This is a genomic window from Microbacterium sp. PI-SA-G (genome assembly GCF_057215335.1).
Genome location: NZ_CM170103.1, coordinates 939,738 through 964,287 on the forward strand (window position 1 = coordinate 939,738; position 24,550 = coordinate 964,287).

Consider the following 24,550-nt stretch of genomic DNA (forward strand, 5'->3'; position numbering starts at 1 on the left):
CGCGGTAGCCTGAACGCGATGGCCCAGTACACCAAGCGTCCGGTTGCGGCCCTGCCCTCCGCCCCCGAGCGCGAGTCGACGGGGCATCTGCTCCTGCGCGCCTATGTGATCCTCGTGCTGGTCGCGATCTTCGCCCACGCTGCGGTGTACAACCTGTTCGGGCCCGTGGGCGCTGCCATCACCCTGGTCGTCTTCACGCTCGCGACCGCGGCGATCGGCGTGCCGATGCTGTCGCGTCGACGCCCGCAGCCGTTCCGCTGGCGCCGGCTGCCGTGGACGGCTCTCGGCTACACGACGCTCGCGCTGATCTCTGTCGCGTGGTCACAGTGGCGAGTGCCGACGCTGATCACCTGGTTCCTGCTCGCCGCGGTGACGGTCAACGCGCTCTTCATCGCGCACGTCCTGACCTGGCAGGAGATCGTGCGGGCTCTGTCGTCGGCGTTCAAGTGGATCCTCGGCCTGTCCCTGGCACTCGAGCTGTGGGTGTCGCTGGTGATGAACGGTCCGCTGCTGCCGAACTTCCTCCCCCTCCCCGAGGGCAAGGTCGACCCGCAGTGGTACTGGGTGCGCGACAACCTGCTCGACGGCGGACGGATCCAGGGCATCGTCGGCAACGCCAATCTGCTCGCGATCGTGTCGCTGTTCGCGATCATCACCTTCGGCGTGCTGTTCGCGGCCCGGGCGCGCTGGCGCACGACGCTGGCGCTGTGGATGCTGCTCGCGGCGTACTTCCTCTTCCGCACCTCGTCCGCCACCGCGCTGGTGTGCGCCGCAGCTGCGTCCGTGGTGCTGGTCGTTGCCCTCGTCATGCGCCGCGCCCGCACGCCCGGAGCACGCACTCGCATCTACGCGGTGGCCATCGGCGGCACCGTCGTCGGCGTCGCGGCGGTGCTGCTGCTCCGCGAGCCGCTGCTGGCAGCGCTCGGACGCAGCTCGGACCTGACCGGCCGCTCCGAGAAGATCTGGTCGGCCGTGATCGAGCGCGCCGCACAGCATCCGATCATCGGCAACGGGTTCGCGAGCCCCTGGATCCCCATCGATCCCGCATTCGACCATTGGATCGTCGACCACGGGATCACGGTCTTCCACGCGCACAACATGTGGCTCGACGTCTTCCTGCAGCTGGGAGCGCTCGGCGTCGTGCTGATGGCCCTCGCCTACCTCAGCCTGCTCTGGCGCTCGTGGTTCTTCGCGGTCGATCGGCCCCGCTGGGATCTCAACTCCGCCCGCAACTACTCACCGCTGACGCTTCTCCCGAGCCTGTTCACGGTCGTCCTCCTGGTGCAGGGGCTCACCGAGTCCACGCCGATCATGCTGTGGGGCTGGCTGCTGGTCATCCTGCTCAGCTTCAAACTCAAGTCCGTCCCGCTGGTCGGCGTCGGAGAGCGCGACCTGGTCTTCGAACGCGGCACACGGCAGCGGCGGGTCCCGTGACGCCAGCGCGGCGGATGGCTCGGCTCCTCGCGTCGGTGGAGATGGCGCGCGCCTTCACCCTGGCCTGCCTCGGCGCCGTGTTCTCCTCGTTCGCGATCGAGAGCCTGAGTTCCACCGCGACGCTGTCGGCGATCGTCGCGGCCCTCTGCCTGATCGGCGGCGCGATCCTCTGGGTGCGGCGCGACGAGCTCTCGCCCCTGAGGATCGCCCCCTCGTCTCTGCTCGCCTTCCTCGTGTGGGCGCTCGTGAGCATGATCTGGAGCACCGACCGCTCCGACACGTTCTTCGGCTGGGCGTCGCTGTTCGGCTTCGCGTTCCTCGCCATCACGGTGGGACACATCCGCGACACGCTGCAGACGGTCCGCGCACTCGGCGACACGCTGCGAGTCCTGCTCGGCATCTCGCTGGGCGTCGAGATCCTCTCGGGCATTCTGATCGACATGCCGATCCCGATGCTGGGCGTCGAGGGGCTGCTCGCCGAGGGCGGCCCGGTGCAGGGCATCTTCGGCAGCCGGAACATGCTGGGCTTCGTCGCGGTGCTCGCGTTGATCACCTTCGTGGTCGAATGGCGCACGCAGTCCGTGAAGTCGCCGCTGGCGATCGGATCGATCTCGCTCGCCGGCGCTCTCGCGTTCTGGTCGGCGTCCCCCACCGTGCTCGTGCTGGCCGCCGCCGTGGGCATCGTGACGGTGGCGCTCACGATCGTGCGGCACACCTCCCCGGAACGCCGGAACCTCGTGCAGTGGATACTGGGGTTGCTGGTGACGATCGGACTCGTGGTGGCCTTCGTGCTGCGGCATCAGATCATCGCGCTGCTGGACGCCGGCTCCGACTTCTCGCTGCGCGGCGACCTGTGGAACACCATCTTGGACTTCTCAGCGCTCAAGCCCATCCAGGGCTGGGGCTGGTTCGGTTCCTGGGCCCGGGGCGAGTATCCGTTCACCTACATCAACTTCCAGCTCGACGACCGCCACCAGAGCGCACTGAACGCGTTCTTCGACGTGCTGCTGCAGCTCGGCGCGGCCGGTCTCGTGCTGTTCCTGCTGCTGGGCGGCATCGCGCTGATCCGCTCATGGCTGGTCGCGAGTGTGCGGCGCTCGGTGGTCTACGCCTGGACGCCCATCACGCTGGTCACGCTCGCAGTCGAGTCGATGTTCGAGAGCTTCACGCTCGTCGGCGCCGGGTGGTTCATGCTCGTGCTGTGCGCCCTGCGTGCAGGCCAGTCGCGCTCGTGGCGCGAGAGCATCGACGCCGCGAACACCGGGGTCATCCCGACTCTGCGCCCGCAGGGCTGAGCGTCGTTTCGATCGCGGCGATCGCGGTCAGTCCAGCGTGCGCAGCTTCTGCGCCCAGGCGAGCGCATCCCGCACGCCGTCATCGACGGAACGCTCGGCGCGCCAGTCCAGGACATCCGCCGCGCGATCGACGACGGCGAACGCCCCGGCCTGATCACCCGGGCGGCGCGGTGCCTCCACGACCGGGAGGTGCGTGCCGCTGACACGCTCGAACGCGGCGACGAGCTCGCGGACGGTGACGCCGTCTCCGGTACCGATGTTGATCACCTGATACGGCGCGTCATCGGTGGCGACCTCGTCGAACTTCTGCACTGCCGCGACGTGAGCGAGCGCGAGATCCCACACGTGGATGTAGTCGCGGAGTCCGGATCCGTCGCGGGTCGCCCAATCGGTCCCGGTGATGGAGAACACTCCGCCCTCGGCGCTCGTGCGCATGATCATGCCGAGCGCGTGCGTCGGCACCGGGTTCTGCAGTCCGGTGCGCAGAAGCGGGTCGGCCCCGATCGGATTGAAGTAGCGCAGCGCGATGGCGCGGAATTCGCCGGCCGCCGCGGAATCGCGCAGCACCTGCTCGACCATGGCCTTGGTGGTGGCGTAGGGACTGGCCGGAGCCAGTTCGCCCGTCTCCACGACGCCGTCTCCGCCCTCTGCGGCGTAGACCGCCGCCGAGGAGCTGAAGACGATGCGGGTGACGCCCGCGTCTCGCAGACGGGCGAGCAGCACGATGGTCTTGCCGACATTCGTGTCGTAGTACCCGAGCGGATCCGTGACGGATTCCGACACCACGATGCGGGCCGCACAGTGGATGACGGCGTCGATGTCGGGGTGGTCGGACAGCACCCGATCGAGGAGCGGAACGTCCGCGATGTCGCCGACATACAGATTGCGGCCCTCGCCGAAGTCCCGACGACCGGTCGACAGGTCATCGATCAGCACGGTCTCGATCCCGGCCTCGATACAGGCCGTCGCGACGGTGGATCCGATGTATCCGGCGCCGCCGGTGATCAATACCTTCATCGCCGTCATCCTATCGCGAGCCTTCCGGACGCCCGGAGGGGCCTGCTCCTCCGCAGATCCGAAGGTCGCGGACGGTAGGCTGATTCCTGCTCGTCGAGTCACTGAATCCTGCCGAGAACAGCAGTCGGTGAAACAACATCGGAGAACCGCCCCGTGGCCCACGTCCTGCAGAACGTCGTCTTCCCGCTCGATCGCGACCCCGATCTCCTCCCTCTCTACGCCGACCCCGAGACCTGGTCCGTGATCGAGGGTGAGCCCGTCCGCGTGTCGAATCGCGCCCACCTCGGCGACGTCCTGGGCCGCCACCGGGCACGCATCGCGGCCGGTCGCCGCGTCTCCTTCGGCTCCTACTTCAACGCCTTCCCCGCCTCGTACTGGCAGCACTGGACCAGCATCCGCCAGGTGCAGCTCACCGTGCGCACCTCGGGATCCGCGACGATCCTGGTCTACCGCTCCAACGGCTCGGGCATCCGTCAGCGCATCTCGACGAGCGAGGTCACCGGCGACGCGACGACGACGTTCGACCTGCCCCTCACGCAGTACAGCGACGGTGGCTGGATCTGGTTCGACATCGTCGCCGAAGCCGAGACCGCCGTACTCGAGGGCGCCGAATGGACCACCGCGCAGGAGCCCGCCCGCACCGGCAAGGCCTCGCTCGGAATCACCACATACAACAAGCCCGACTACTGCGTCGAGACGCTGCAGGCGCTTGCGGACTCCCCGGGCGCGCTCGAGTTCGTGGACCGGATCTTCCTGATCGATCAGGGCACGCAGCTGGTTGCGGAGCAGGAGGGCTACGACGACGTCGCGACCCGGCTCGGCGACACGCTCCAGGTCATCCGTCAGGCGAACCTGGGCGGCTCCGGCGGGTTCGCCCGTGCCATGCACGAGACTCTCCAGCGTCCCGAGAGCGACTTCGTGCAGCTCCTCGACGACGACGTGCGTCTCGAGCCCGAATCGCTGCGCCGATCGATCGTGTTCGGCCGGTACGCCACCACGCCGGTGCTCGTCGGCGGGCACATGTTCGATCTGCTCGACCGGGCCAAGCTCCACGGCTGGGCCGAGGTCGTCGACGAGGGACCGTTCATGTGGCGCAACCTCTACCAGGAGGAGATGCCGCACGACTTCGGCGTCGCGAACCTGCGCCAGTCCACGCTGCTGCACATGCGCATGGATGCCGACTACAACGGCTGGTGGATGTGCCTGATCCCGCTGGACGCCATCCGCAAGGTCGGCCTGTCACTGCCCGCCTTCATCAAGTGGGACGACGCCGAGTTCTGCCTTCGCGCAGGGGAAGCGGGATTCTCCACCGTCTCCATGCCCGGAGTCGCTCTCTGGCACGTCTCCTGGGTGAACAAGGACGACACGATCGACTGGCAGGCGTACTTCCACGCCCGCAACCGCATTGTGGCCGGACTGCTTCACTCCGATGCGCCACGCGGCGGCCGTCTCCTCGTGCACAGCCGCCGTGTCGACCTCAAGCATCTGATGATGATGCAGTACTACCCGGTGGCACTGCGCGCTCGCGCGCTCCGGGATGTCCTCTCCGGACCCGATCACCTGCGGCGCGATCTCGCCACCGCCATGCCGACAGCCCGCGCTCTCGCCGCCGACTTCCCTGAGACCGTCGTGCACCGCGATCCGTCGACCGTGCTGCATTCACGCCGTGGCCGTCAGGTGTACAAGCAACTTTCGAAGAACAATCTCGACAACCCCACGGGAATGCGTCTTCGCTGGTTCACCGTGTCCACGCTGCTCTCGCACTGGCTGCACCGGCCTGACCCGGCGAACCTCGCGCAGCCCGAAGTGGAGTTCGGCAAGGAGGACGCGTACTGGTGGCGTCTGCCCTTCTTCGACAGCGCTCTGGTGAGCGCTGCCGACGGATCCGGGAAGAATGTCTACACTCGCGATCGCCGCAGATATCGGCAGATGCTGCGCGAGACCATCCGGCTGCACGCAGAGCTGCGCCGTCGGTGGCCAGAGCTCCAGCGGCAGTATCGCGCGGCGCTCCCGGACCTCGTGTCCCCCCAGTCCTGGCAGCAGATCTTCGAGGAGAAGGCATGACCGCGGCACCCGCTGCATTCGACCCGAGCACGGCGACGATCGTCATCGTGACGTTCAATCGTTCCCATCTCCTGACCGGTCTGCTCACCAGCATCACCGCGATGGACCCGAAGCCCGGGCACGTCGTGATCATCGACAACGCCTCCTCCGACGACACCACCGACGTCGTGGAGTCCTTCCGCGACGACATCGGCACCGAGATCGTCTACCGCCGCCTCGAGACCAACACCGGCGGCTCCGGCGGGTTCAGCGAGGGCATGCGCACCGCCTACGAGTTGGGCTCCGAGTGGATCTGGATGATGGACGACGACGTCGAGGTCCTGCCCGACGGACTCGCTCGCATGGGCAAGTGGACGCCGCGATTCAAAAGCATCCAGGGCCGCCGATACGACTACGACGGCAGCGAGTTCTACTGGCAGTACCGAATCGCGGAGCGCATGGGCATTCCGATCCCGTTCGCACCGTCCGGGTTCGACGCCTCCGGGTACAAGGAGATGAACAGCGGATGCTTCGAGGGCATGTTCATCCATCGCTCCGTCGTGCAGCAGATCGGTCTGCCCGACCCCCGGTTCTTCATCTACTGGGATGACCAGATGTACGGGTGGCTCGCCTCGCGACGCACCACCGCGGTGATCGTGGACGAGTTCGTTCTGCGCCGCACTCGTGAGATCAAGCAGTGGGACATGGGCATCCGCCACATGAACGCTTCGAGCAACGCCTACCGCTTCTACATCATGCGCAACCGCGGGTACATGAAGCAGTACTACCGCGCGCACCGCGTCTACAACCCGGTGCTGTTCGGGCTCGGCACGACGATGACGTTCGCGAAGGAGCTCATCCGGCTGGTCTTCGTCGAGCGCACGGTGCGTGGAACGAGCAACCTGTTCCGCGGGCTGAAAGAGGGCGGCCGGCTCGGCCGAGACCGCTCCTGGCAGCCGATGGCACCCCTGGAGGCATGACCGATGACCGACCCGCAGCCTGATGTCCGCTGGGCCCCCATCCCTCCGAAGCCGAGCAATCGCGGCCGCGTCTGGCTGATCGTCGGGCTCTCTGTCCTTGCGGTCGCGATCGTCGCCGCGCTGCTGTTCTTCCTGATCCCCCGTGGTGAGATGACCGTCCCCGATGCGACCGCTTCGCCGTCGCCCTCCGCGTCCGCCACGGAGATCGCTGTCAGCCCGCCTCCGTCCGAGACCACGGAGCCCACCGAGCCGACCGAGCCGAGCGAGCCCACTCCTCCTCCGCCGATCGACCCCGATATCGCCACCTTCCGCGACCAGGTCTCACCCCGACTCGATGACGCGAACACCGGACTGGGCTTCGTCGCGGATGCGGGAAGCCAAGAAGAAGCCGCGTCGATACTCGAGCAGTTGCAGATCGACGCGCAGCAGCTCGTCGAGATCGTGCCGCCTTCCTCGATCGCCTCCCAATGGCGCGACGCGGTCGCGGCGTACTCCGCCCGACTCGAGGAGTTGCGCTCGAGCGCAAGCGGCGCCGGAGCAGACGGCGCGTTGGACGACGCTCGTCGAAGCCTGGAAGATCTCCGCAGCCTCCTCGCCTAGCGCGACGTCCTGCTCCGGTTCACATCGCTTCGGCAGCAGCGTCCGCATAGAGACGCTCGGCGAGTTCTGCTTTGCGCGCCCCGAACACGCGCGCTTTCGCAGGAAAATCCGCTGCGACAGTGGCGGCGGGAGCCGGGTCGTTGCGCACGGCCGCATCATCGGCGTAGTCCCATGACGTCCACCCCGTGCCCAACTCCTGCAGTGAGCCGTGTTTGACGTCGTAGTACCCCGGGCGGGCGTTCAGCACCATCCCACGCGCGCCCGCGGCCGCGGCGAGCAGGTGAAAATGAAACCGGGTGGTCAGCCAGGTCTGGCCCTCGTGAGCCGGGAACCCCTCATCCCAGATCCTGATGAAGGGGAAGAACGGGGCGCCTGCCTCGACGAAGCCCTCGGCGTGTCGGTGATCATCCGGCGGGATACCTTCCGCGAAACCGATTGTATGCGTCGAACCGCTCTCGGCGACGAACCGCGACATCGCGCGCCGTAGCTGATCGTCACGCTGGGGATCCGCCATATCGCCCTGCACCAGCACCATCGTGGCAGGCAGGCCATGACCAGGTGCGTAGACGGGGCGCTCATTCGCGAATGCGAGGAATGCGTCGTCCAGTCCATGCGGCACTTCGAACGCCCGCGCACCCTCGGCATCTCGGGATTCAACAAAATCGAAGGTCTGAAATTGCCCGCGCAACCATTCGAAGCCGGGGCCGTCGTGCGGCATCAGCCCCTGCCCGGTGGCGAAGAGAGGGATACCGTGATCCTCCTTGAGTGCGGTCATCGCGGCGATGATCCCGAGATTCTCCGGCCAGATACCGTTCATGTATCCACCTCCCAAGAGGTGAATGGAGCCCATCCCGCGCAATTCCCTCAAACCGAGATCGAAACGCGGCGACCCGAGGTCGCGCACCAGCGCGCGCATCCTCGCAGCGGCCGCTTCGAGGTCCTCCGCCGGGCCGCTGTGGGTCGCGTGCCACAGCGTGTTGGTCGTGCGCAGTCGGGGGTGCGTGTCCCGAAAGAGGTGCGATGCGCGACCGGGCTCGATCGTATCCAGCCAGACGTCGCGGTCCGGCTGATGCGCGGCGAGCCAGTCGAGCCATGACCGAGTGATGAACTCATCACCGAAGTTGGGCTGGCCGCCGGCCGACACGAGATATATCGGAGCCTGTGGAATATCGGGCGTACTGAAGAGTTCCTGGCTCGCGCGTTGGATCCGACGGACCGCGCGCGCGGGGAGAGACGACACGTGAAACAACTCCTCGGGTCGGGGAGAACGCGCCCGGGTCAGCGCGCGGTTGCTCCCCTCGAGCTTATCGTTCGCGGCTGGCGGTCAGCACGTTGCAGCTCATCGCCCGCTGTCGCTGTTGTACCGGTCGAGTACCGCGTCGATCGCGGCATCGAGCACCAACTCACCCCGATCCAGGTAGAGCCCCCGCGTGCAGAAGCGCCGAAGGTCCCGTTCGTTGTGCGAGACGAAGAAGAGCGTGCGCCCGTCAGCGAGAAGTTCGTCGATGCGCTTGTAGCACTTGTCTCGGAAACCCTTGTCGCCCACCGCGAGAACCTCGTCGACCAGGAGGATGGGCTCGTCCAGCTGCGAGACGACGGCGAACGCGAGACGCACCTTCATTCCGTTGGACAGGTGCTTGTACGGCGTATCCTCGAAACCTTCCAGCTCCGAGAAGGCGATGATGCTGTCGTAGCGACGTGAGACCTCTGCACGCGACATCCCGTGCAGGCCGGAAGTGAGACGGACGTTCTCACGCACAGTGAGGTCACCCACGAAGCCGCCCGTGATCTCGATGAGCGGAGCCACGCCACCGTTCACGGTGACGGTGCCTTCGTCGGGGAGAAGAACTTTGGCGACGAGGCGAAGCAACGTCGACTTACCCTGACCGTTTCGACCCACCACGCCGATCGCCTCACCCGGCTTCACGGCGAACGTCACGTTCCGCAACGGCCAGAACTCATTCGGCTTCGATCGACGGGAGCGCCCCGCGAACAGATCCTTGAAGTTGCGGCGTCCGCGTCGGTTCCGTCGAAAACTGACTCCGAGGTTGTCGACCGCGATCGCGACATCGTGCATCGGTTCCGTCATCACAACTCCTTGAGAATTGTGCGCTCGAGCCGGCGGAAGACGAAGATCCCGAGCGCGAGTATGCCGAAGGTCATTGCGACGCCGATCAGGACGGCACCCGTGCTCCATTGATCAGGGAAGAACCCCACCCGGTACAGAGTGAAGATGCCCGAGAGCGGGTTGAATGCTCCGAGCACATCGAAAGGCGCGGGCAGGTCAGCGACCCCATAGATGATCGGCGTGGCGTAGAACAGGGCACGCAGGATGAGCGCCGTCGTGCGCTCGAGGTCGGAGTACAGAACGCACAGAGGCGCGACGAGCAGACCCAGACCGACGAGCAAGATGGCCTGCAGCACGGCCGCGAGCGGGAACCACAGCAGTCCCCACCCGACCGGAGCACCGGCGACGATCGCGAAGAGCACCAGGACCGGCAGAGAACACAGGAACTCGACGCCTTTACTCAACACGATCCGGTTCACCCAGATCGAGCGCGGGATCGCCGTCGACCGCACCAGGCGCGCGTCCTTGCGGAACGCGCGGGTGAAGTCCGAGACGGACGTGTTGAACCACACCCACGGCAGCAGTGCGGTGATGAGGAAGACGATATACGGCTCTTCACCCACGGACCGGTGGAAGACCACTGTGAAGACGAACCAGTAGATCCCGCTCATCACCAGGGGATCCAGCACGGACCAGAGATACCCCAGCAGGCTGGTGGCGTACCGGACGCGCAGATCCCGGGCAGAGAGCAGCCACAGCGAGTGCAGGTAGCGCCGGGGCGTGCCCGGAGCTCCCACTGTCGTACCGATCATCTGGCTCCTGTGTCCGAATAACGTCGCCGTACGCCAGCGCGTCAGGCGTCGCTCTGCACGGTGTCGAACATCTGGCGCCACCTGTCCGGCGACGTGATCTTCGGTGACTCCTCACCGTACTCGGCCGCCAGACGCTTCCACTCCCGCGAGAGCTTCCAATGCAGTCTGATGCTCCGCCAGAGGAACCGATGCATCATGGCGCGATCCCGCTGATACCAGGCGACTCCGACGCCGTCAGGAGATGTGACCAGCGCCGAGTCGATGTCGGCGAAACGCCACCAGGTGATGTCCTGGGCCGAGATGATGCGCTCCGGGTTGCGCCTGCTGCCGGCGGCCTGCTTCACGAACAGCTGCCGAGCTGCCACGCGAGCCGCCAGTGCGATCGCCATCACGGGGTTGGTGGGTCGGCTGACGCCACCGAGCAGGGCTACGGAGGACCGGCGCACCGGCGGAACCTTCGAGAAATCCTCCACCACCTTGGCGTCGATGTACTGCGTGCGCATCTCGCGGATCTCACCCTGCTTCCCCGCGAGCAGGTCGGGCAGGCGAGCAGGACCGCCGAAGACATCTCGCATGGCCTCGTGCCGGAGTCGGACCGCGGAGTACTGCAGCATGAAGAGCAGTTTGATGTCGCCGAGGAAGGAGTGCAGCGGCATTCGTCCACCACCGCGCACATGCGAATGAAGCAACGCCGTGATCGTCCGGTTGCGGTGGATGAAGTACTCCTCCCAGGTGCGGGTGGGGTCCTTGTCATGCCAGGCCATGTGCCAGACGGCGACGCCCGGGAGGCACACCGTCGGGTATCCGTGGTCGCGTGCGCGCAGAGAGAACTCGATGTCGTCGAACTTCAGGAACACCGGAAGCGACAGCCCGATCTCGCGAAGAATCCTCGTGGGGATCAGGCACATCCACCAGCCGTTGAAGTCGGCGCCGAGGTGGCGATGCAACTCCGGCGTCGAACGAAGCGTCTCCTCCGCGAAATCGTGGTCATACTCGCTGTCGCCGGACGGCCGCATCCACGAACTCCGCTGGTCCCAGACCTCGCCCTGCGTGTACAGGACGGAACGATCGTCGAGGTGCAGCATGCCGCCGCCCACGATCGTGGGCGTGGAGGCGAAGTCGGCGAATCGCACGGCGCGCACGATGGCCTCAGGTTCAGAGATGGCATCGTCGTCGAGGAGCAGCACATAATCACTGCCCCCGTCGAGCGATTCGAGCATCGCCCGCGAGAAACCACCGGAGCCGCCGAGGTTGGGCTGCCTGATGATCTGCAGCTTGTCGCCCAGCTTCTCGGCCGCGTCGTCGAAGCCCGGCTGCTCGGAAACCAGGTCGGTGCCCTGATCGACGACGACGACACGATCCAGCACGTCATGCACGTGCTCGTTCTGGCCGACGGCGATGATCTGGTTCAGACAGTACGAGGGCCGATTGAAGGTCGTGATGCCGACCGTCGCCTTGCCCGGATTCCAGTCCTCCGGCTCCGCCACCTGCCACTCTGCGGCGACGAGCGTCGCGTCGCTGTTGCCGGCGGCGATGTCGAACCAGTAGAAACCCCCGTCGATGAACGACGTGACCGGAAGGTCGAAGATCACGGTTTCGTCCGTGAACGTCTTCGACGCATGCGCCGACGCGCGGCCGCGCGCGCTGGACTTGTACACCGAGATGAGGCCTCGTCCCCTCACGGTCGCGACCAGGCGGACAGCCCGAACCGGAGTGGAGTGCTGCCAGTCGCTGGCCGGGAAGGCGTTGAAGTACGTGCTCAACGAGATGCGGCGATGCGCATAGACCTTGATCCCGCGCCGATCGACGATCTCATAGGCCTCGCCCGGCTGAGACCCGTCGCCTGAGCCGGTGTCGACATACAGCGCAGACACCTCTGCCACTCCCTCGGAAGGAAAGACGGTGTGGTTGACGGTGACGTAGTTCTTCTCGTTATCGACCATGCTGTTCGTCTCCTCAGGCGAGGTGATTGTTCCACATCGAAAGCGCGGATCCGATGGCCATGTGCATGTCGAGATACTGGTACGTGCCGAGGCGCCCGCCGAAGTGCACGTCGCGCTCGCCCTTGGCAAGCTCGCGGTACGTGAGCAGACCGTCACGGTCGCTCTGCGTGTTCACGGGGTAGTACGGCTCGTCGTCCCGGGTCGCGAACCGCGAGAACTCGCGCATGATGACCGTCTTGTCCTGGGGATAGCGGTCGGCGCGCTCGGGGTGGAAGTGACGGAACTCGTGGATGCGCGTGTAAGGCACGTTCGCGTCCGCGTAGTTCATGACCGGTGTGCCCTGGAAGTCTCCGGTGGGGAGCACCTCTTCTTCGAAGTCGAGCGTGCGCCACGAGAGCTCGCCCTCGGAGTAGTCGAAGTAGCGGTCGACCGGACCCGTGTAGACGATCGGCACCTGACCGACGGTGGCCTTCTTGTTCAGCGGCTGCGACTCGTCGAAGAAGTCCACCGAGAGCTTCACCTCGATGTTCGGGTGATCCGCCATGCGCTCGATCCAGGCGGTGTAGCCGTCGGTGGGCAGCCCCTCCCAGGTGTCGTTGAAGTAACGGTTGTCGTAGGTGTAGCGAACGGGCAGCCGGCTGATGATCTCCGCGGCGAGCTGCTTCGGATCGGTCTGCCACTGCTTCGCGGTGTAGTCGCGGATGAACGCCTCGTACAGCGGGCGTCCGATCAGACCGATTCCCCGCTCTTCGAGGTTCTGCGCCTGCTTCGCATCGAACTCTCCGGCGAGCTCGTGCACGAGAGCGCGAGCCTCGTCCGGGGAGTAGGCCGCGTTGAAGAACTGGTTGATGGTTCCCAAGTTGATCGGAAGCGGGAAGACGACGCCCTTGTGATTGGTGTACACGCGGTGCACGTAGTTCGTGAAGCTCGTGAAGCGATTCACGTACTCCCAGACCGTCGGATTCGAGGTGTGGAAGAGGTGCGCACCGTAGCGGTGCACCTCGATGCCGGTTTCAGGCTCGTTCTCGCTGTACGCGTTTCCGCCGATGTGGTTCCGTCGGTCGATGACCGTGACCTTGCGTCCCGCTTCAGCGGCACGTTCAGCGATGGTGAGGCCGAAGAAGCCCGACCCGACGACGAGGAGATCCATTGATGCAACTTTCTTGATGCCGACGACAAGTGTTCTGCGCAGCTCCGTCACGGGCACGCACTCTCACATTTTAGGGGGCCGTACTTGCGATCATGCTGAGGGCCGGGCCACGTCGTGCGTTTCCGCCAGGATTCGTTCGAGGATCGGCGCCAGGGTGCGCGCATACGTGCGCGACAGGTGATTGTCATCGATGTAGACCGCCACGTTGCCGATCGCCGCCTCGCAGACGTCCCACGGGCAGAACCACGGCGTGAAATCCACCACGGTGATCAGCTGCTCAAGCGCAGCAGCCGGGTTCTGATCGGCGAGGACCTGGTCGCGCGGCACGGAGCACGCCATGTCGGGGTCGATGGCGCATTGATACATGTTGAACGAGAAGCGGGGGTTGTCGCGGACCCCGATCACAGGGATGTCGGCCAGACGCATCTGGGCGACCGCGTCCTCGATCCCGTCCAGTAGGCGCTCCGGTGCCGCAGCGTCGGCGCGCGTCACGACGAGGTACACCGCATCGGGTGCGATCTGCGTGGCATGGTCGAGGGCCGCCCGCACCCAGGGTTCGCAGGTGGTCAGTGTGGTGCTCCGCGACTCCTCGAAGAGGCCCGCGGTGCAGCCGCCCTGCAGCAGGGTGATGACAGCCAGGTCTCGATCCTCCGACAGCGCGATCAGGGGCGCCGACAACTGCTGCGCATGAGAATCACCGATCACGACGACCACACGCTCAGCGTCCCCTGCATCCGGGCTCTGGTTGCAGGTGCCGTCGAGCACCTCGGCGCGCGGTGCGAACGGCCCTTCACAGGCAGGTCCTACCGCGGCCCATTCATCGTCCAGAGAGGTCGGCAGCGGAATCATCGGAAGACTCGGGTCGTCACCGATCTCGATCGCCGCATCGACTTGCGCGGCGCCCGGATAGTCCGCGTCAGCGGCCGCATCCGCGATCGCTGTCGCCCGCATCTGCTCCGCTCCTCGCCACGTGCCGGTCACTCCAGCAACCACGACGACCGAGGCCGCGATCACAGCCACGCTCTGCAGGGCTCCTGCGCGCCCCGGGCGCGACGGTTCGCGAAGCGGGGCTTCGACCAGTCGCGAAAGCAGGCGCGCGGACACAAGGGAGAGCGCGATGACGCCGAGCCCTGCCCGAACATCGAGCCGATCGACGTCGAACACCACCATCCACGTGACGAGGATCGGCCAATGCACGAGGTACAGCGCATACGCGTCTCGAGAGAGGTATGTCACCGGCCTCGATGCGAGCAGCCTCGCGGGTCCACCGGTCGAGGTTCCCGCCCCCGCCATGATGACCGCAGCAGTGCAGAGCACGGGCCACAGGGCGAGGTACCCGGGAAATCCTCCCCCGACGTCCAGAACGATGCCGCACAGCACGATGCCGGCGAGTCCGAGCCAGCCGAGTGCGGCACGCACCCGGCCGTCAAGACGGACGTACGGCAAGGCGAGGGCCAGCAGGGAGCCGGCCGCGAACTCCCACAGCCGGGTACGGGTGTCGAAGTACGCGAAGGCCTGGTCATCGCGAGTCTCCGTCACCGAGAACCACAGAGACCAGACGAAGATCGCCAGGAACACGGCGAACAGTACCGGGCGTACGAGCCCGCGCCGATTCCGAAGCAAGACTGCGACCGCTGCGATGAGCAGAGGCCAGAGCACGAAGACCTGCCCCTGGATCGAAAGCGACCAGAAGTGCTGCAGCGGGCTGGTGGAGGCGCTGTCGCGCGCGTAGTAGTCGACTTCAGAGAATGCGAGCTGCCAGTTCTGGACATAGAGAAGACTGGCCCACGTCTCGTTCCAGATCCGTGTCCATAGCGTGGGCGGGAAGAACGCGGCCGCCGCCGCCAGGACTGCGAGCAGCGTCACCGCCGCCGCGGGAATCAGACGCCGGAACCGACGCGTCCAGAACTCCGACAGGTCGAGCGGCTCATCCGTCGTGGCGCGTCTCGTGAGTGACCCGGTGAGCAGGAAGGCGGACACCATCAGGAAGACGTCAACGCCTCCGGACACCCGGCCCAGCCAGACGTGGTAGACGACCACGAGCACGATGGCGAGCGTGCGCAGACCGTCGATGTCGGCACGATGACCGGCGCTGCGGGGCAGTTCCGTCGGGGGCACTGGAAAACCTCGGTCAGACCTTGATGACCTCGCCACATTCGGGGGCGCGAGGTCTGTCGATCCAGCCTAATACACCGATACTTCGGCTCTCAGCCCGCTCCGTCCGAGACGCCTGCGAGCGCAGCGTCCACGTGGACACGGAGATGTGCGCTGAGCGTCGCGGCATAGGAGCTGCTCAGATGGTCGGAGTCGTAGAACACCGGCTCACCCCCGACGGCCGCGAAGCACTCTTGCTCGTCGCAGAGCAGAGAACTCATGTCGACCGGCCAGAGTCCGGGTCGAGGGTCGCGCGAAGCCAGGGAGACCGGGTCCGGAGGGAGCGCCTTCTCGCGCGGGACGGCGCACGTCCGAGGATCTTCGCGGTTCAGGAGCAGGCAATCGACGTCACGGACGTCGGCGTTCAGCGGAGTGTCGGCGATAGGCATCACGGCGATGCCCGCGCCGATCCAGCGATCCCACGTGCGATGCAGGCCGTCGACGAAGTGACGGTCGTGGGACCGACCCTCGGGGTCGTCGACCAGCTGCTGCCTGGCGGCCATGGAAGTGACGACGAGATCCGGGCTCGCCGTGACAACCGCTTCGGTCAGAGACTCCGACCAGTCTCGGCAGCGCAAGTGGTCATCCGGACCCCACAAGTCATCGAAGCCGACGAAGGCGACGTCGGCAGGCGGGCAACCCGGGAATGAGCTGATAGTGAGGCGCCACCCTTCGGCGCGCGCGATCGGGTAGAGCGCCGCCTGCCATTGCTCGGCATGAGAATCGCCCACGAGCCAGACGTCGAGCCCGTGCTCGCCCCCGGAGAAGTCGCACTCTCGCGTCGTCTGTCGACCGTCGAAAGACAGACGATCCGTGAGGTCTCCGCACTCCGGCGCCAGTGTGAAGTACGCATCCGTCGCGGTGACCACCGGATCGGCGACCGACATCGAGGGCTCGCACTCGTCGGCATTCGCGAGAGCCGCAGCTCCGCTGCAAGACCCCGCGGCGACGTTCATCTCCTCGAGCGCAGTGGCCGCTGATCCTTTCTGCGCGGCCGCACCCAGCAGCAAGGCCGCGAGCAGCACGACCACGGTCATCATCACTCCGGCCCCGAGGAATGAGCGCCGAGTCGAGGTCCACCCCCGCGCACGCAACGCGGGCACCTCGACCCAGCGTCGCGTCGCGGCGGCGAGAACCAGCGACGCGACGAGCGCGGTGAGGCGGGACCCGTCGGACAACGGCGCAGCGATGATGAACGGCGTCAGGACGATCAGCGGCCAGTGCCAGAGGTAGAGCGAGTACGACACATCGCCGAGCCACTGGACCGGTCGGTTGTCGGTGAGGCGAGATATCCCCCATACCGGCGCCCTGCGGCCCGTTCCCGCGGCGATCACGACGGCCGTCGCCAGAACGGGCAGCAGCGCGGCGACGCCCGGGTAGGCGGTCCGCGGTCCGAAGACGAGAGCCGCACACGCGATTCCTGCGTATCCCCCGGCAGCCAGCACGCAAGCGCCGAGGGCGTTCAACCTCCCGAGCCGCATCGCAGGGATCAGTGCGATGACCGCGCCGACGGCGAACTGCCAGGCCCGGGTGAAGGTGACGAAGTACGCCTGGGAAGGAAGAGCGTTGGTGAAGATAACCCCCGCCACGAACGAGGCGAGCCCGATGCCCAGCACCACGATGAGGATCGCCGGTCGGCGCCGTCGCCCCGCACGCGCGGCGACCATGGCCGCTCCCAGAAGCAGGAGCGGCCATGCCAGATAGAACTGCTCCTCGACGGACAACGACCAGTAGTGCTGCACCGCGCTCGCGGCAGCGTTATGCGCCGAATAATCGACGGCGAGACCGGCCAGCGTCCAGTTCTCGACGTACAGTGCACTCGCGATCGCCTGGACCGCGTTGTCCGTCCACCGCGTGTACGGCAGCAACAGCCAGACGCCGACGAGCGACACGGTCAGCACCAGAAGCGCCGCGGGCAGAAGCCTGCGAACGCGACGCGCGTAGAAGGTGACGAGCCGGATTTTCCCGGTCCGTTCCAGGTCACCCACGAGATGTCCGGTGATGAGGAACCCCGAGATCACGAAGAAGACATCGACACCGACGTATCCGCCCGGTAGCTGTTCGGGCCACAGGTGGTTCAGAACGACGAGCAGGATCGCCACGGCGCGGAGCGCCTGGATGTCGGTGCGGAACCGAGGGGTTCGCACCGACACCCGAGAGAGTGGCACCGCCGCAGCGGGCGCGCTCACGTGGTCAGGTATTCCTTCAGCTGTTCACCGGCGTCACGGGGCAGGAACCCGGTCGACTCGAGCTTCGCCAGATCCAAGCGGCTGTTCAGTGGACGTGGAGCGACCGGACCGGCGGCGTTCGCGAAGTAGTCCGCCGTGCTCACGCCGGACACACGGGCCGGATCTGCGCCGACGAGGTCGAAGATGTCAGCAGCGATCTCGGCCCACGTCCGTACCTCGCCCGCACCCGTCACGTTGTACGTACCGTAGGGTGCATTCGAGTTCAGCAGATGCACGATCGCTCGTGCGATCTCATCGGCGAAAGTGAGTCGGCCGCGCTGGTCGTCCACCACCTTCGGATCGATGCCCCGCTCGGCGAGCGATGCCATCGTGCGGACGAAGTTCTTGCCATCGCCGATCACCCAGGAGGTTCGCACGATGTAATGACGCGGCACGACGGCGACGGCGACATCGCCTGCGGCCTTCGTCTGTCCGTACACACCCAGCGGGCACATGCTCTCGTCTTCGGTGTACGCGCCATCTGCGGTTCCGTCGAACACGTAGTCGCTGGAGACGTGCACCAGTGTCAGTCCGTACTCCGCCGCGATGCCGGCAAGGGCTGCTGGACCTGCGGCGTTCGCCGACCAGGCATCACGCCGTCCCTCAGGCGTCTCGGCGAGATCGACCGCCGTGTAGGCACCGGCGTTGATGATCACGTCGTAGTCCCGCCAGCGTCGTGCCATACGGAGGTTCCGGTCGCCGAGGTCGAAATCAGCCCGGGTCGTCCACTCGACATTCACCGATTCGCCCAGCTGCTGACGCAGCGCGCGACCCAGCTGACCTGCAGCTCCAACGACGAGGGTCTTGCGCGCACCGATCGGCGTGACATCCGCGAGCCGCGGATGGGCGAGGTCCTTGGCAGAGATCTCCACGTCGGACAGCGGAATGGGCCAGTTGATCGCGACCGTTTCATCGGCGAGGTTGAGAAACGAGTACGACGCATCCGGCGACCAGTGGTCGTTGACCAGGTAGGTGTACGCCGTGTCGGCCTCGAGTGTCTGGTAGGAGTTCCCCACGCCTCGCGGCACGAAGATCGCCCGTGAGGGGTCGAGCTCGGCCGTGAACACCGCACCGAACGTCGGTCCCTCACGCAGGTCGACCCAGGCGCCGAAGATGCGCCCGGTGGCCACTGAGACCCACTTGTCCCAGGGCTCCGCGTGGATTCCCCGGGTCGTGCCGATCGCATCGTTGAAGGAGACGTTGTTCTGAACCGGCCCGAAATCAGGCAGCCCCTGCGCGATCATCTTCTCGCGCTGCCAGTTCTCCTTGAACCACCCACGAGAGTCGCCGTGCACCGGCAGCTCGAACAGGACCAGCCCGGGGATGCCTGTCTCCACAGGCGCCAGCTGCTTGCCGAAATCGATGTCACTCACCGTGGCCTACTGCCCCTTCGTCGCGTAGAACGCTTCGGTCGCGTCCTTCGAGGGCGCCCACCACGATTCGTTGTCGCGGTACCAGGCGATGGTCGCGGCAAGGCCTGACTCGAAGTCGGCGAAGCGCGGCTCCCACCCCAGCTCGGTCCGCAGCTTGGTCGAGTCGATCGCGTACCGCAGGTCGTGGCCGGCGCGGTCCGTCACGTGATCATAGGCATCGCGCGGCTGTCCCATGCCCTCAAGGATCAACTCGACGACCTCTTTGTTGTTGCGTTCCCCGTCGGCCCCGATCAGGTAGGTGTCGCCGATGCGTCCCTTGTCGAGGATCGTTAGCACTGCAGAGGAGTGGTCGTTGGCGTGGATCCAGTCGCGGACGTTCTCGCCGGCGCCGTACAGCTTGGGCCGGATTCCCCGGATCACGTTCGTGATCTGCCGCGGGATGAACTTCTCGACGTGCTGGTAGGGGCCGTAGTTGTTCGAGCAGTTCGAGATTGTGGCCTGCACGCCGAACGATCGCACCCACGCACGGACCAGCAGGTCGCTGCCCGCCTTGGTGGAGGAATACGGCGATGACGGGTTGTACGGCGTCTGCTCGGTGAAGCGCTCAGGGTCGTCGAGCTCGAGATCGCCGTAGACCTCGTCGGTCGAGATGTGGTGGAAGCGCGTCTCGTGACGGCGAGCCGCCTCCAGCAGCGTGTAGGTGCCGATGATGTTCGTGTCGAGGAACGGGCGCGGGCTGTGCAACGAGTTGTCGTTGTGTGACTCCGCTGCGTAGTGAACGACGGCGTCCGCATCCGCTGTGAGGCGGTCGACGAGTTCGGCGTCCGTGATGTCGCCGTGAACGAACTCCACACGGTTCTCCGGGAGAGACGCAAGCGACGCCCGGTTACCGGCGTACGTCAGCGCGTCGAGCACGGTGACGGTGTGATCGGTGTTCTCGACGACATGGTGCACGAAGTTGGATCCGATGAATCCGGCACCCCCCGTCACGAGCAGGCGGGTCATGCGTGTCCTCTCTTGAGCAGATCCAGAAGGTACGCGCCGTATCCGCTCTTGACGAGCTTCTCCGCGCGCTCACGGAGCTCGTCATCAGTCAGGAACCCCTGACGCCACGCGACTTCCTCCGGCACACCGATCTTCAGCGACGTGCGGCGTTCCATCGTGCGCACATATTCAGCGGCATCCGTCATCTGATCGAACGTTCCGGTGTCGAGCCACGCAGTGCCGCGAGGCAGTACCTCGACCTGCAGCTTGCCGCGCTCGAGGTACGCGCGGTTGACATCGGTGATCTCGTACTCGCCGCGTGCAGACGGCGAGAGGTTGCGCGCGATCTCGACGACGTCGTTGTCGAAGAAATACAGCCCGGGAACCGCGTAGTTGCTCTTCGGCTGAGCAGGCTTCTCCTCGAGCGACACCGCAGTGCCGTCCGCGTCGAACTCCACGACGCCGTAAGCCTCAGGCTCGGCGACCCAGTAAGCGAAGATCGCTCCCCCGTCGATGTCGCCGAAGCGCTGCAGCTTGTTACCGAGGCCGGGGCCGTAGAGCAGGTTGTCTCCGAGGACCAGGGCGACACTGTCGTCGCCGATGAAATCCGCACCGATCGTGAACGCCTGCGCCAGGCCATCCGGCGAGGGCTGCTGCGCGAAGGTCAGATTGATGCCGAACTGCGAGCCGTCGCCCAGCAGACGCTCGAAATGAGCGGCGTCGTGCGGGGTGGTGATCACGAGGATGTCCCGGATGCCGGCAAGCATCAGGGTCGACAAGGGGTAATACACCATCGGCTTGTCGTAGACGGGAATCAGCTGCTTTGAGACGCCCAGAGTGATCGGATGCAGTCGAGTGCCCGATCCTCCCGCGAGAATAATGCCTTTCACCCCAACATCGTGCCACATCCCGCCTGAGAGCTCGGGATCCACGGCATGTTGACTTGCGTCACATCAATCACACTGGCATCATCCGTAGCTTTCCGCCACAATGGGGCGTGTGACCGGATCCCCAACTCCCCGACTGCGCTCGCTCATCTCTGGCGCCGCAGCGATAGTCTTCGCCGCCTCGCTCCTCATCGCGAGCCCCGCGGGAGCCGCAGTTCCCTCGAGCTCCGGATCCGCGTCCTCTGATGTCACGACGTCGGCGACGACGACGAACATGTCGGCAGCGCCCGTGAAAGCAGCGCCCGTGAAGGCACTGATCACCGACGGGTTCCGTGCCGGCAACATCATCTCCAACGAGGTGTTCTTCAATTCCGCGACGATGACCCCGGCGACGATCGACACCTTCTTCCGCTCTCAGGTCTCCTCGTGCCGCACCGGATACGTCTGCCTCAAGGACTATCGCCAGAACACTCCCAACCGGGCGGCAGACAAGTACTGCAACGGCTACCAGGGCTCAGCAAACGAGTCCGCCGCGACGATCATCCACAAGGTCGCCCAGTCCTGCGGGATCAACCCGCAGGTATTCATCGTGATGCTCCAGAAGGAGCAGGGACTCGTCACTCACACCTGGCCGAGCGCTTGGCGCTATTCGATGGCGCTTGGGCAGGGCTGCCCCGACACTGCTCCGTGCGACCCCGCCTTCTCAGGGTTCTTCTACCAGATCTACGGTGCAGGCCGGCAGATGAAGATTTACACCGAGGGCCGCTACTTCAAGTACTACGAGCCGGGCAAGACCTGGAACATCCTCTACAACCCGAATTCGGCGTGCGGCCGCGGTCCGGTGTACATCGAGAACTCCGCCACCTCTGCGCTCTACTACTACACGCCGTACCAGCCGAACGCCGCCGCACTGCGGGCCGGGTTCGGCGAGGGCGATGGATGCTCCGCCTACGGCAACCGCAACTTCCACAACTACTTCACCCAGTGGTTCGGATCGACGCACGGGCCCGCGAACCCGACCCGAGGAGCCATCGTGGCCCCCGGCGGCGACAAGATCTATCTGCTGATGGCAGGAGCGAAATACCACATCGCCTCCCCCGACGACCTCGCCCCGTTCACGGCGCGTTTCGGCCCCGTCTCGGTCGTGTCGGCGGCCTTCATGAACTCACTCCCTGAGCGTCAGCCCATTACCCGTTTCGTTCACGATCCCCGCAACGGCACCCTGTACCTGCTGGAGCCAGACGGCTCGAAGCACCGCTTCGCCAGCCAGGCGCAGATCCTACGATTCGGATATCCGCTCGCGTCGTATGTCAATCTCGATGCGGCGACGGCAGACGCGTTCGTGGGCGGAGCCGATGTCAACGACTACTTCCGCCCCGGGTCCTCTCCTCAGACATATCTCCACCAGAACAATGCGAAACGCTACATCGCGACCGCCGAGACGTGGAAGGTGCTCACCGGGGGCGCTGCGACATACGCTGCGACGATGAATCCGACCATCGCTGCAGCCATCCCCTTCGGCCCGGTCGCGATTCCCGCCAACAGCATGGTGCGCGAGACCAGTAAGGCGCCCATCCTCCTCACTCTCGTCCGCGACCGACACGTGCATGTCCCGTCGCTCGCTCTTGCCGCGGAGTATGGTCCCTCCACCTACACCGAAGTCCCCGACGGGTCTCTGGCCGCCAATGCGCGGGTATCCGGGGTCCTCACGCCCATCCTCCAGTGCGGTGACGTCCGGTACCTCGCGGCGGGCGGAACGCTCTACCGCGTCACCGGAAGTGACCTCGGCGGAATCACACCGCTGCGCGTGAACGCCGACGAGTGCGCGGGCTTCAAGATGTCGACCACCACGGTGAGTGCTCCGTTCCTCGTTCAACCGCGTGGAGCCGCGGAGGTCTACACGATCTCGGGCGGCCAGCTTCGTCACGTGCAGACAACCGCCGATCTCGTGGCTCTGAACGGCAATCGCCCGATGCAGATCCTCCCGTGGTCATCGGCGACCGCGAACTGGTTCGGGATCGGCAGCGCTTATGTGCCGGAGAACACCTTCGTGCAGTTCCAGGGACGCAATGAGATCTTCCGCTTCACCAAGGGGTCTCTGCATCACGTGCGCAGCGCGACCACTCTGCTCGCCCTCGGCGGAGGAAAGAATCCCCCGGTTCGGGTCCTTGCCGGGGAGCAGTTCGCCCGCTTCACCGTCGGCTCGCCGCTCCTGACGAACAATGAGGACTTCGTCCAGTTCCAGGGCCTGCCCGAGGTATACCGCTACGAGAACGGCGCGCTCCGACATGTTCAGTCGATGGAATCGCTCATTCGCCTCGGCGGCGGACGAGTGCCCTCCATCCTCATGCTGGCAACCGGTTTCAAGGCGGAGTACACCGTCGGCACTCCGATCCCGTAGCCGAAGCCCGGACACCGCGTCGGGTAGGATCGGAGAACTATGACCTCTGCGCTGGGCCGTGTCCTCATCATCGTCCCCGCATGGAACGAAGCTCGAACGGTCGGTGCGACAATCCGTGAGATCCGCGCCGCTGGCGACGACTTCGACGTGATCGTGGTCGATGATGGCTCGGACGATGACACGGCAGATGTCGCACGCGCTGCAGGCGCAACGGTGATCCCCCTTCCTTTCAATCTCGGCGTCGGGGGTGCCATGCGTACGGGATTCACGTACGCGCGCCGAAACGGCTACCAGCGTGCCATCCAGGTCGATGCGGACGGTCAGCACAACCCTGCCGATATCTCCAAGGTGCTGTCCGGGCTCGAGCACGCGGACATATCGATCGGCGCGAGGTTCGCCGACGTGGGTGAGTACTCCGTCCGCGGGCCACGGCGCTGGGCGATGGTCTTCCTCGCCGGAACCGTCTCGCGCGTCGCCAAGACACGTCTGACCGATGTGACCAGCGGGTTCCGTGCCGCTAACTCCCGCGCCATCGACCAGTACGTGCGCTACTACCCAGCGGAGTATCTGGGTGACACCATCGATTCCCTCGTGGCCGCGTGCCACGCCGGTCTCTCTGTCACACAAGTGCCCGTGGCTATGCGTCCCCGCACTCACGGCACCCCGAGCCAGGGGCCCATCGGCGCTTCCGTCTATCTGCTGCGCTCCGTCTTCGCGCTCGGGTTGTCGATGCTTCGACGGCCGAAGAAGCGCGATCACGAGATCGTCATCCCCGAGGAGATCGTGCGATGATCGTCGTCGCCGGCATCGCTCTCGCACTCCTCGCCCTCGTGCTCGTCGGATGGATGCTCGTCACTCGTCGACTTCGCGAGAAGTACGCCGTGATGTGGATCGTCATCGCCCTGTGCGTGCTCACGCTCGGTCTGTTCCCGCAGCTGTTGCTCGGGGCGACAACGTTGCTCGGCGTTCAGGTACCCGCGAATCTGCTGTTCGCTCTCGCGATCGTGCTGCTGCTCGGCGTGTCACTTCATCTGTCGTGGGAGCTGTCGCAGGCGGAGGACGAGATCCGCCGAGTGGCAGAAGAAGCGGCGATCTCGCGCGCCGAGATCGATCAGCTCGAAGATCGTCTCGACGCGCTCGAGAGAGATCGCGATAGTAGACCGCACCTCGAAGACTGAGGC

Annotated in this window: 20 protein-coding genes; 8 read left to right on the top strand and 12 right to left on the bottom strand. The window is 65.8% G+C overall.

Annotated features, from left to right (window positions below):
• Nucleotides 1-18: 18 nt before the first annotated feature.
• Both AC2D10_RS04750 and AC2D10_RS04755 read left to right on the top strand, forming a co-directional pair.
• Nucleotides 19-1,434, top strand: coding sequence for an O-antigen ligase family protein (locus AC2D10_RS04750; RefSeq protein ID WP_484710781.1), 1,416 nt, complete (start codon nt 19-21; stop codon nt 1,432-1,434).
• A 14-nt stretch (nt 1,435-1,448) separates the two neighbouring features.
• Complete coding sequence (locus AC2D10_RS04755; protein WP_484710783.1) at nt 1,449-2,729, top strand: O-antigen ligase family protein; 1,281 nt, start codon at nt 1,449-1,451, stop codon at nt 2,727-2,729.
• A gap of 27 nt (nt 2,730-2,756) precedes the next feature.
• Here AC2D10_RS04755 and galE read toward each other — a convergent pair whose 3' ends face one another.
• Nucleotides 2,757-3,746, bottom strand: a complete 990-nt coding sequence (gene galE / locus AC2D10_RS04760; protein ID WP_484710784.1) for a UDP-glucose 4-epimerase GalE — start codon at nt 3,744-3,746, stop codon at nt 2,757-2,759.
• 153 nt (nt 3,747-3,899) lie between these two features.
• Here galE and AC2D10_RS04765 point away from each other — a divergent pair, with 153 nt between their 5' ends.
• From AC2D10_RS04765 to AC2D10_RS04775, 3 genes are read left to right on the top strand one after another with little or no spacing between them, the layout of a single operon-like run.
• Nucleotides 3,900-5,810, top strand: a complete 1,911-nt coding sequence (locus AC2D10_RS04765; RefSeq protein WP_484710785.1) for a glycosyltransferase — start codon at nt 3,900-3,902, stop codon at nt 5,808-5,810.
• Nucleotides 5,807-6,769: a glycosyltransferase family 2 protein gene (locus tag AC2D10_RS04770; protein WP_484710786.1), complete on the top strand. Its 963-nt coding sequence runs from the start codon at nt 5,807-5,809 to the stop codon at nt 6,767-6,769. The genes AC2D10_RS04765 and AC2D10_RS04770 overlap by 4 nt, the downstream gene beginning before the upstream one ends.
• Before the next feature lie 3 nt (nt 6,770-6,772).
• Nucleotides 6,773-7,369: a hypothetical protein gene (locus tag AC2D10_RS04775; RefSeq protein WP_484710788.1), complete on the top strand. Its 597-nt coding sequence runs from the start codon at nt 6,773-6,775 to the stop codon at nt 7,367-7,369.
• Nucleotides 7,370-7,388: 19 nt separating this feature from the next.
• Here the strand turns inward: AC2D10_RS04775 and AC2D10_RS04780 are convergent, their stop codons facing one another.
• From AC2D10_RS04780 to AC2D10_RS04830, 11 genes are all read right to left on the bottom strand, one after another.
• Complete coding sequence (locus AC2D10_RS04780) at nt 7,389-8,609, bottom strand: polysaccharide pyruvyl transferase family protein (protein ID WP_484710789.1); 1,221 nt, start codon at nt 8,607-8,609, stop codon at nt 7,389-7,391.
• Nucleotides 8,610-8,708: 99 nt separating this feature from the next.
• On the bottom strand, nt 8,709-9,458 hold the full coding sequence (locus tag AC2D10_RS04785) for an ABC transporter ATP-binding protein (protein WP_484710790.1): 750 nt from the start codon (nt 9,456-9,458) through the stop codon (nt 8,709-8,711).
• Nucleotides 9,458-10,249 carry an ABC transporter permease gene (locus AC2D10_RS04790; RefSeq protein WP_484710792.1) on the bottom strand — a complete coding sequence of 264 codons (792 nt, stop codon included), beginning with the start codon at nt 10,247-10,249 and terminating at the stop codon, nt 9,458-9,460. The genes AC2D10_RS04785 and AC2D10_RS04790 overlap by 1 nt, the downstream gene beginning before the upstream one ends.
• A gap of 41 nt (nt 10,250-10,290) precedes the next feature.
• Complete coding sequence (locus AC2D10_RS04795) at nt 10,291-12,192, bottom strand: glycosyltransferase (RefSeq protein WP_484710793.1); 1,902 nt, start codon at nt 12,190-12,192, stop codon at nt 10,291-10,293.
• 13 nt (nt 12,193-12,205) lie between these two features.
• Nucleotides 12,206-13,342, bottom strand: a complete 1,137-nt coding sequence (glf, locus tag AC2D10_RS04800) for a UDP-galactopyranose mutase (RefSeq protein ID WP_484710794.1) — start codon at nt 13,340-13,342, stop codon at nt 12,206-12,208.
• Between the two features lie 90 nt (nt 13,343-13,432).
• Nucleotides 13,433-15,460 carry an acyltransferase family protein gene (locus AC2D10_RS04805; protein ID WP_484710795.1) on the bottom strand — a complete coding sequence of 676 codons (2,028 nt, stop codon included), beginning with the start codon at nt 15,458-15,460 and terminating at the stop codon, nt 13,433-13,435.
• A gap of 89 nt (nt 15,461-15,549) precedes the next feature.
• Nucleotides 15,550-17,685, bottom strand: a complete 2,136-nt coding sequence (locus AC2D10_RS04810) for an acyltransferase family protein (protein WP_484710796.1) — start codon at nt 17,683-17,685, stop codon at nt 15,550-15,552.
• Nucleotides 17,682-19,097 (bottom strand): sugar nucleotide-binding protein, encoded by a 1,416-nt coding sequence (locus tag AC2D10_RS04815; protein ID WP_484710797.1) that lies wholly within the window; start codon nt 19,095-19,097, stop codon nt 17,682-17,684. Before AC2D10_RS04815 ends, AC2D10_RS04810 begins: the two co-directional genes overlap by 4 nt.
• Before the next feature lie 6 nt (nt 19,098-19,103).
• On the bottom strand, nt 19,104-20,102 hold the full coding sequence (gene rfbB, locus AC2D10_RS04820; protein WP_484710799.1) for a dTDP-glucose 4,6-dehydratase: 999 nt from the start codon (nt 20,100-20,102) through the stop codon (nt 19,104-19,106).
• Nucleotides 20,099-20,971: a glucose-1-phosphate thymidylyltransferase RfbA gene (gene rfbA, locus AC2D10_RS04825; RefSeq protein ID WP_484710800.1), complete on the bottom strand. Its 873-nt coding sequence runs from the start codon at nt 20,969-20,971 to the stop codon at nt 20,099-20,101. The genes rfbB and rfbA overlap by 4 nt, the downstream gene beginning before the upstream one ends.
• 78 nt (nt 20,972-21,049) lie before the next feature.
• Nucleotides 21,050-21,244, bottom strand: a complete 195-nt coding sequence (locus AC2D10_RS04830) for a hypothetical protein (protein ID WP_484710801.1) — start codon at nt 21,242-21,244, stop codon at nt 21,050-21,052.
• Nucleotides 21,245-21,272: 28 nt separating this feature from the next.
• On the opposite strand from AC2D10_RS04830, the gene AC2D10_RS04835 reads away from it, so the two are divergent.
• The 3 genes from AC2D10_RS04835 to AC2D10_RS04845 are packed head-to-tail and all read left to right on the top strand — an operon-like array spanning nt 21,273 to nt 24,547.
• Nucleotides 21,273-23,369: a hypothetical protein gene (locus AC2D10_RS04835; RefSeq protein ID WP_484710802.1), complete on the top strand. Its 2,097-nt coding sequence runs from the start codon at nt 21,273-21,275 to the stop codon at nt 23,367-23,369.
• Between the two features lie 39 nt (nt 23,370-23,408).
• The gene (locus tag AC2D10_RS04840; protein WP_484710803.1) at nt 23,409-24,161 is read left to right on the top strand and encodes a glycosyltransferase family 2 protein; all 753 of its coding nucleotides are present in this window, start codon (nt 23,409-23,411) and stop codon (nt 24,159-24,161) included.
• The gene (locus AC2D10_RS04845) at nt 24,158-24,547 is read left to right on the top strand and encodes a DUF2304 domain-containing protein (protein WP_484710804.1); all 390 of its coding nucleotides are present in this window, start codon (nt 24,158-24,160) and stop codon (nt 24,545-24,547) included. The genes AC2D10_RS04840 and AC2D10_RS04845 overlap by 4 nt, the downstream gene beginning before the upstream one ends.
• Nucleotides 24,548-24,550: the final 3 nt, after the last annotated feature.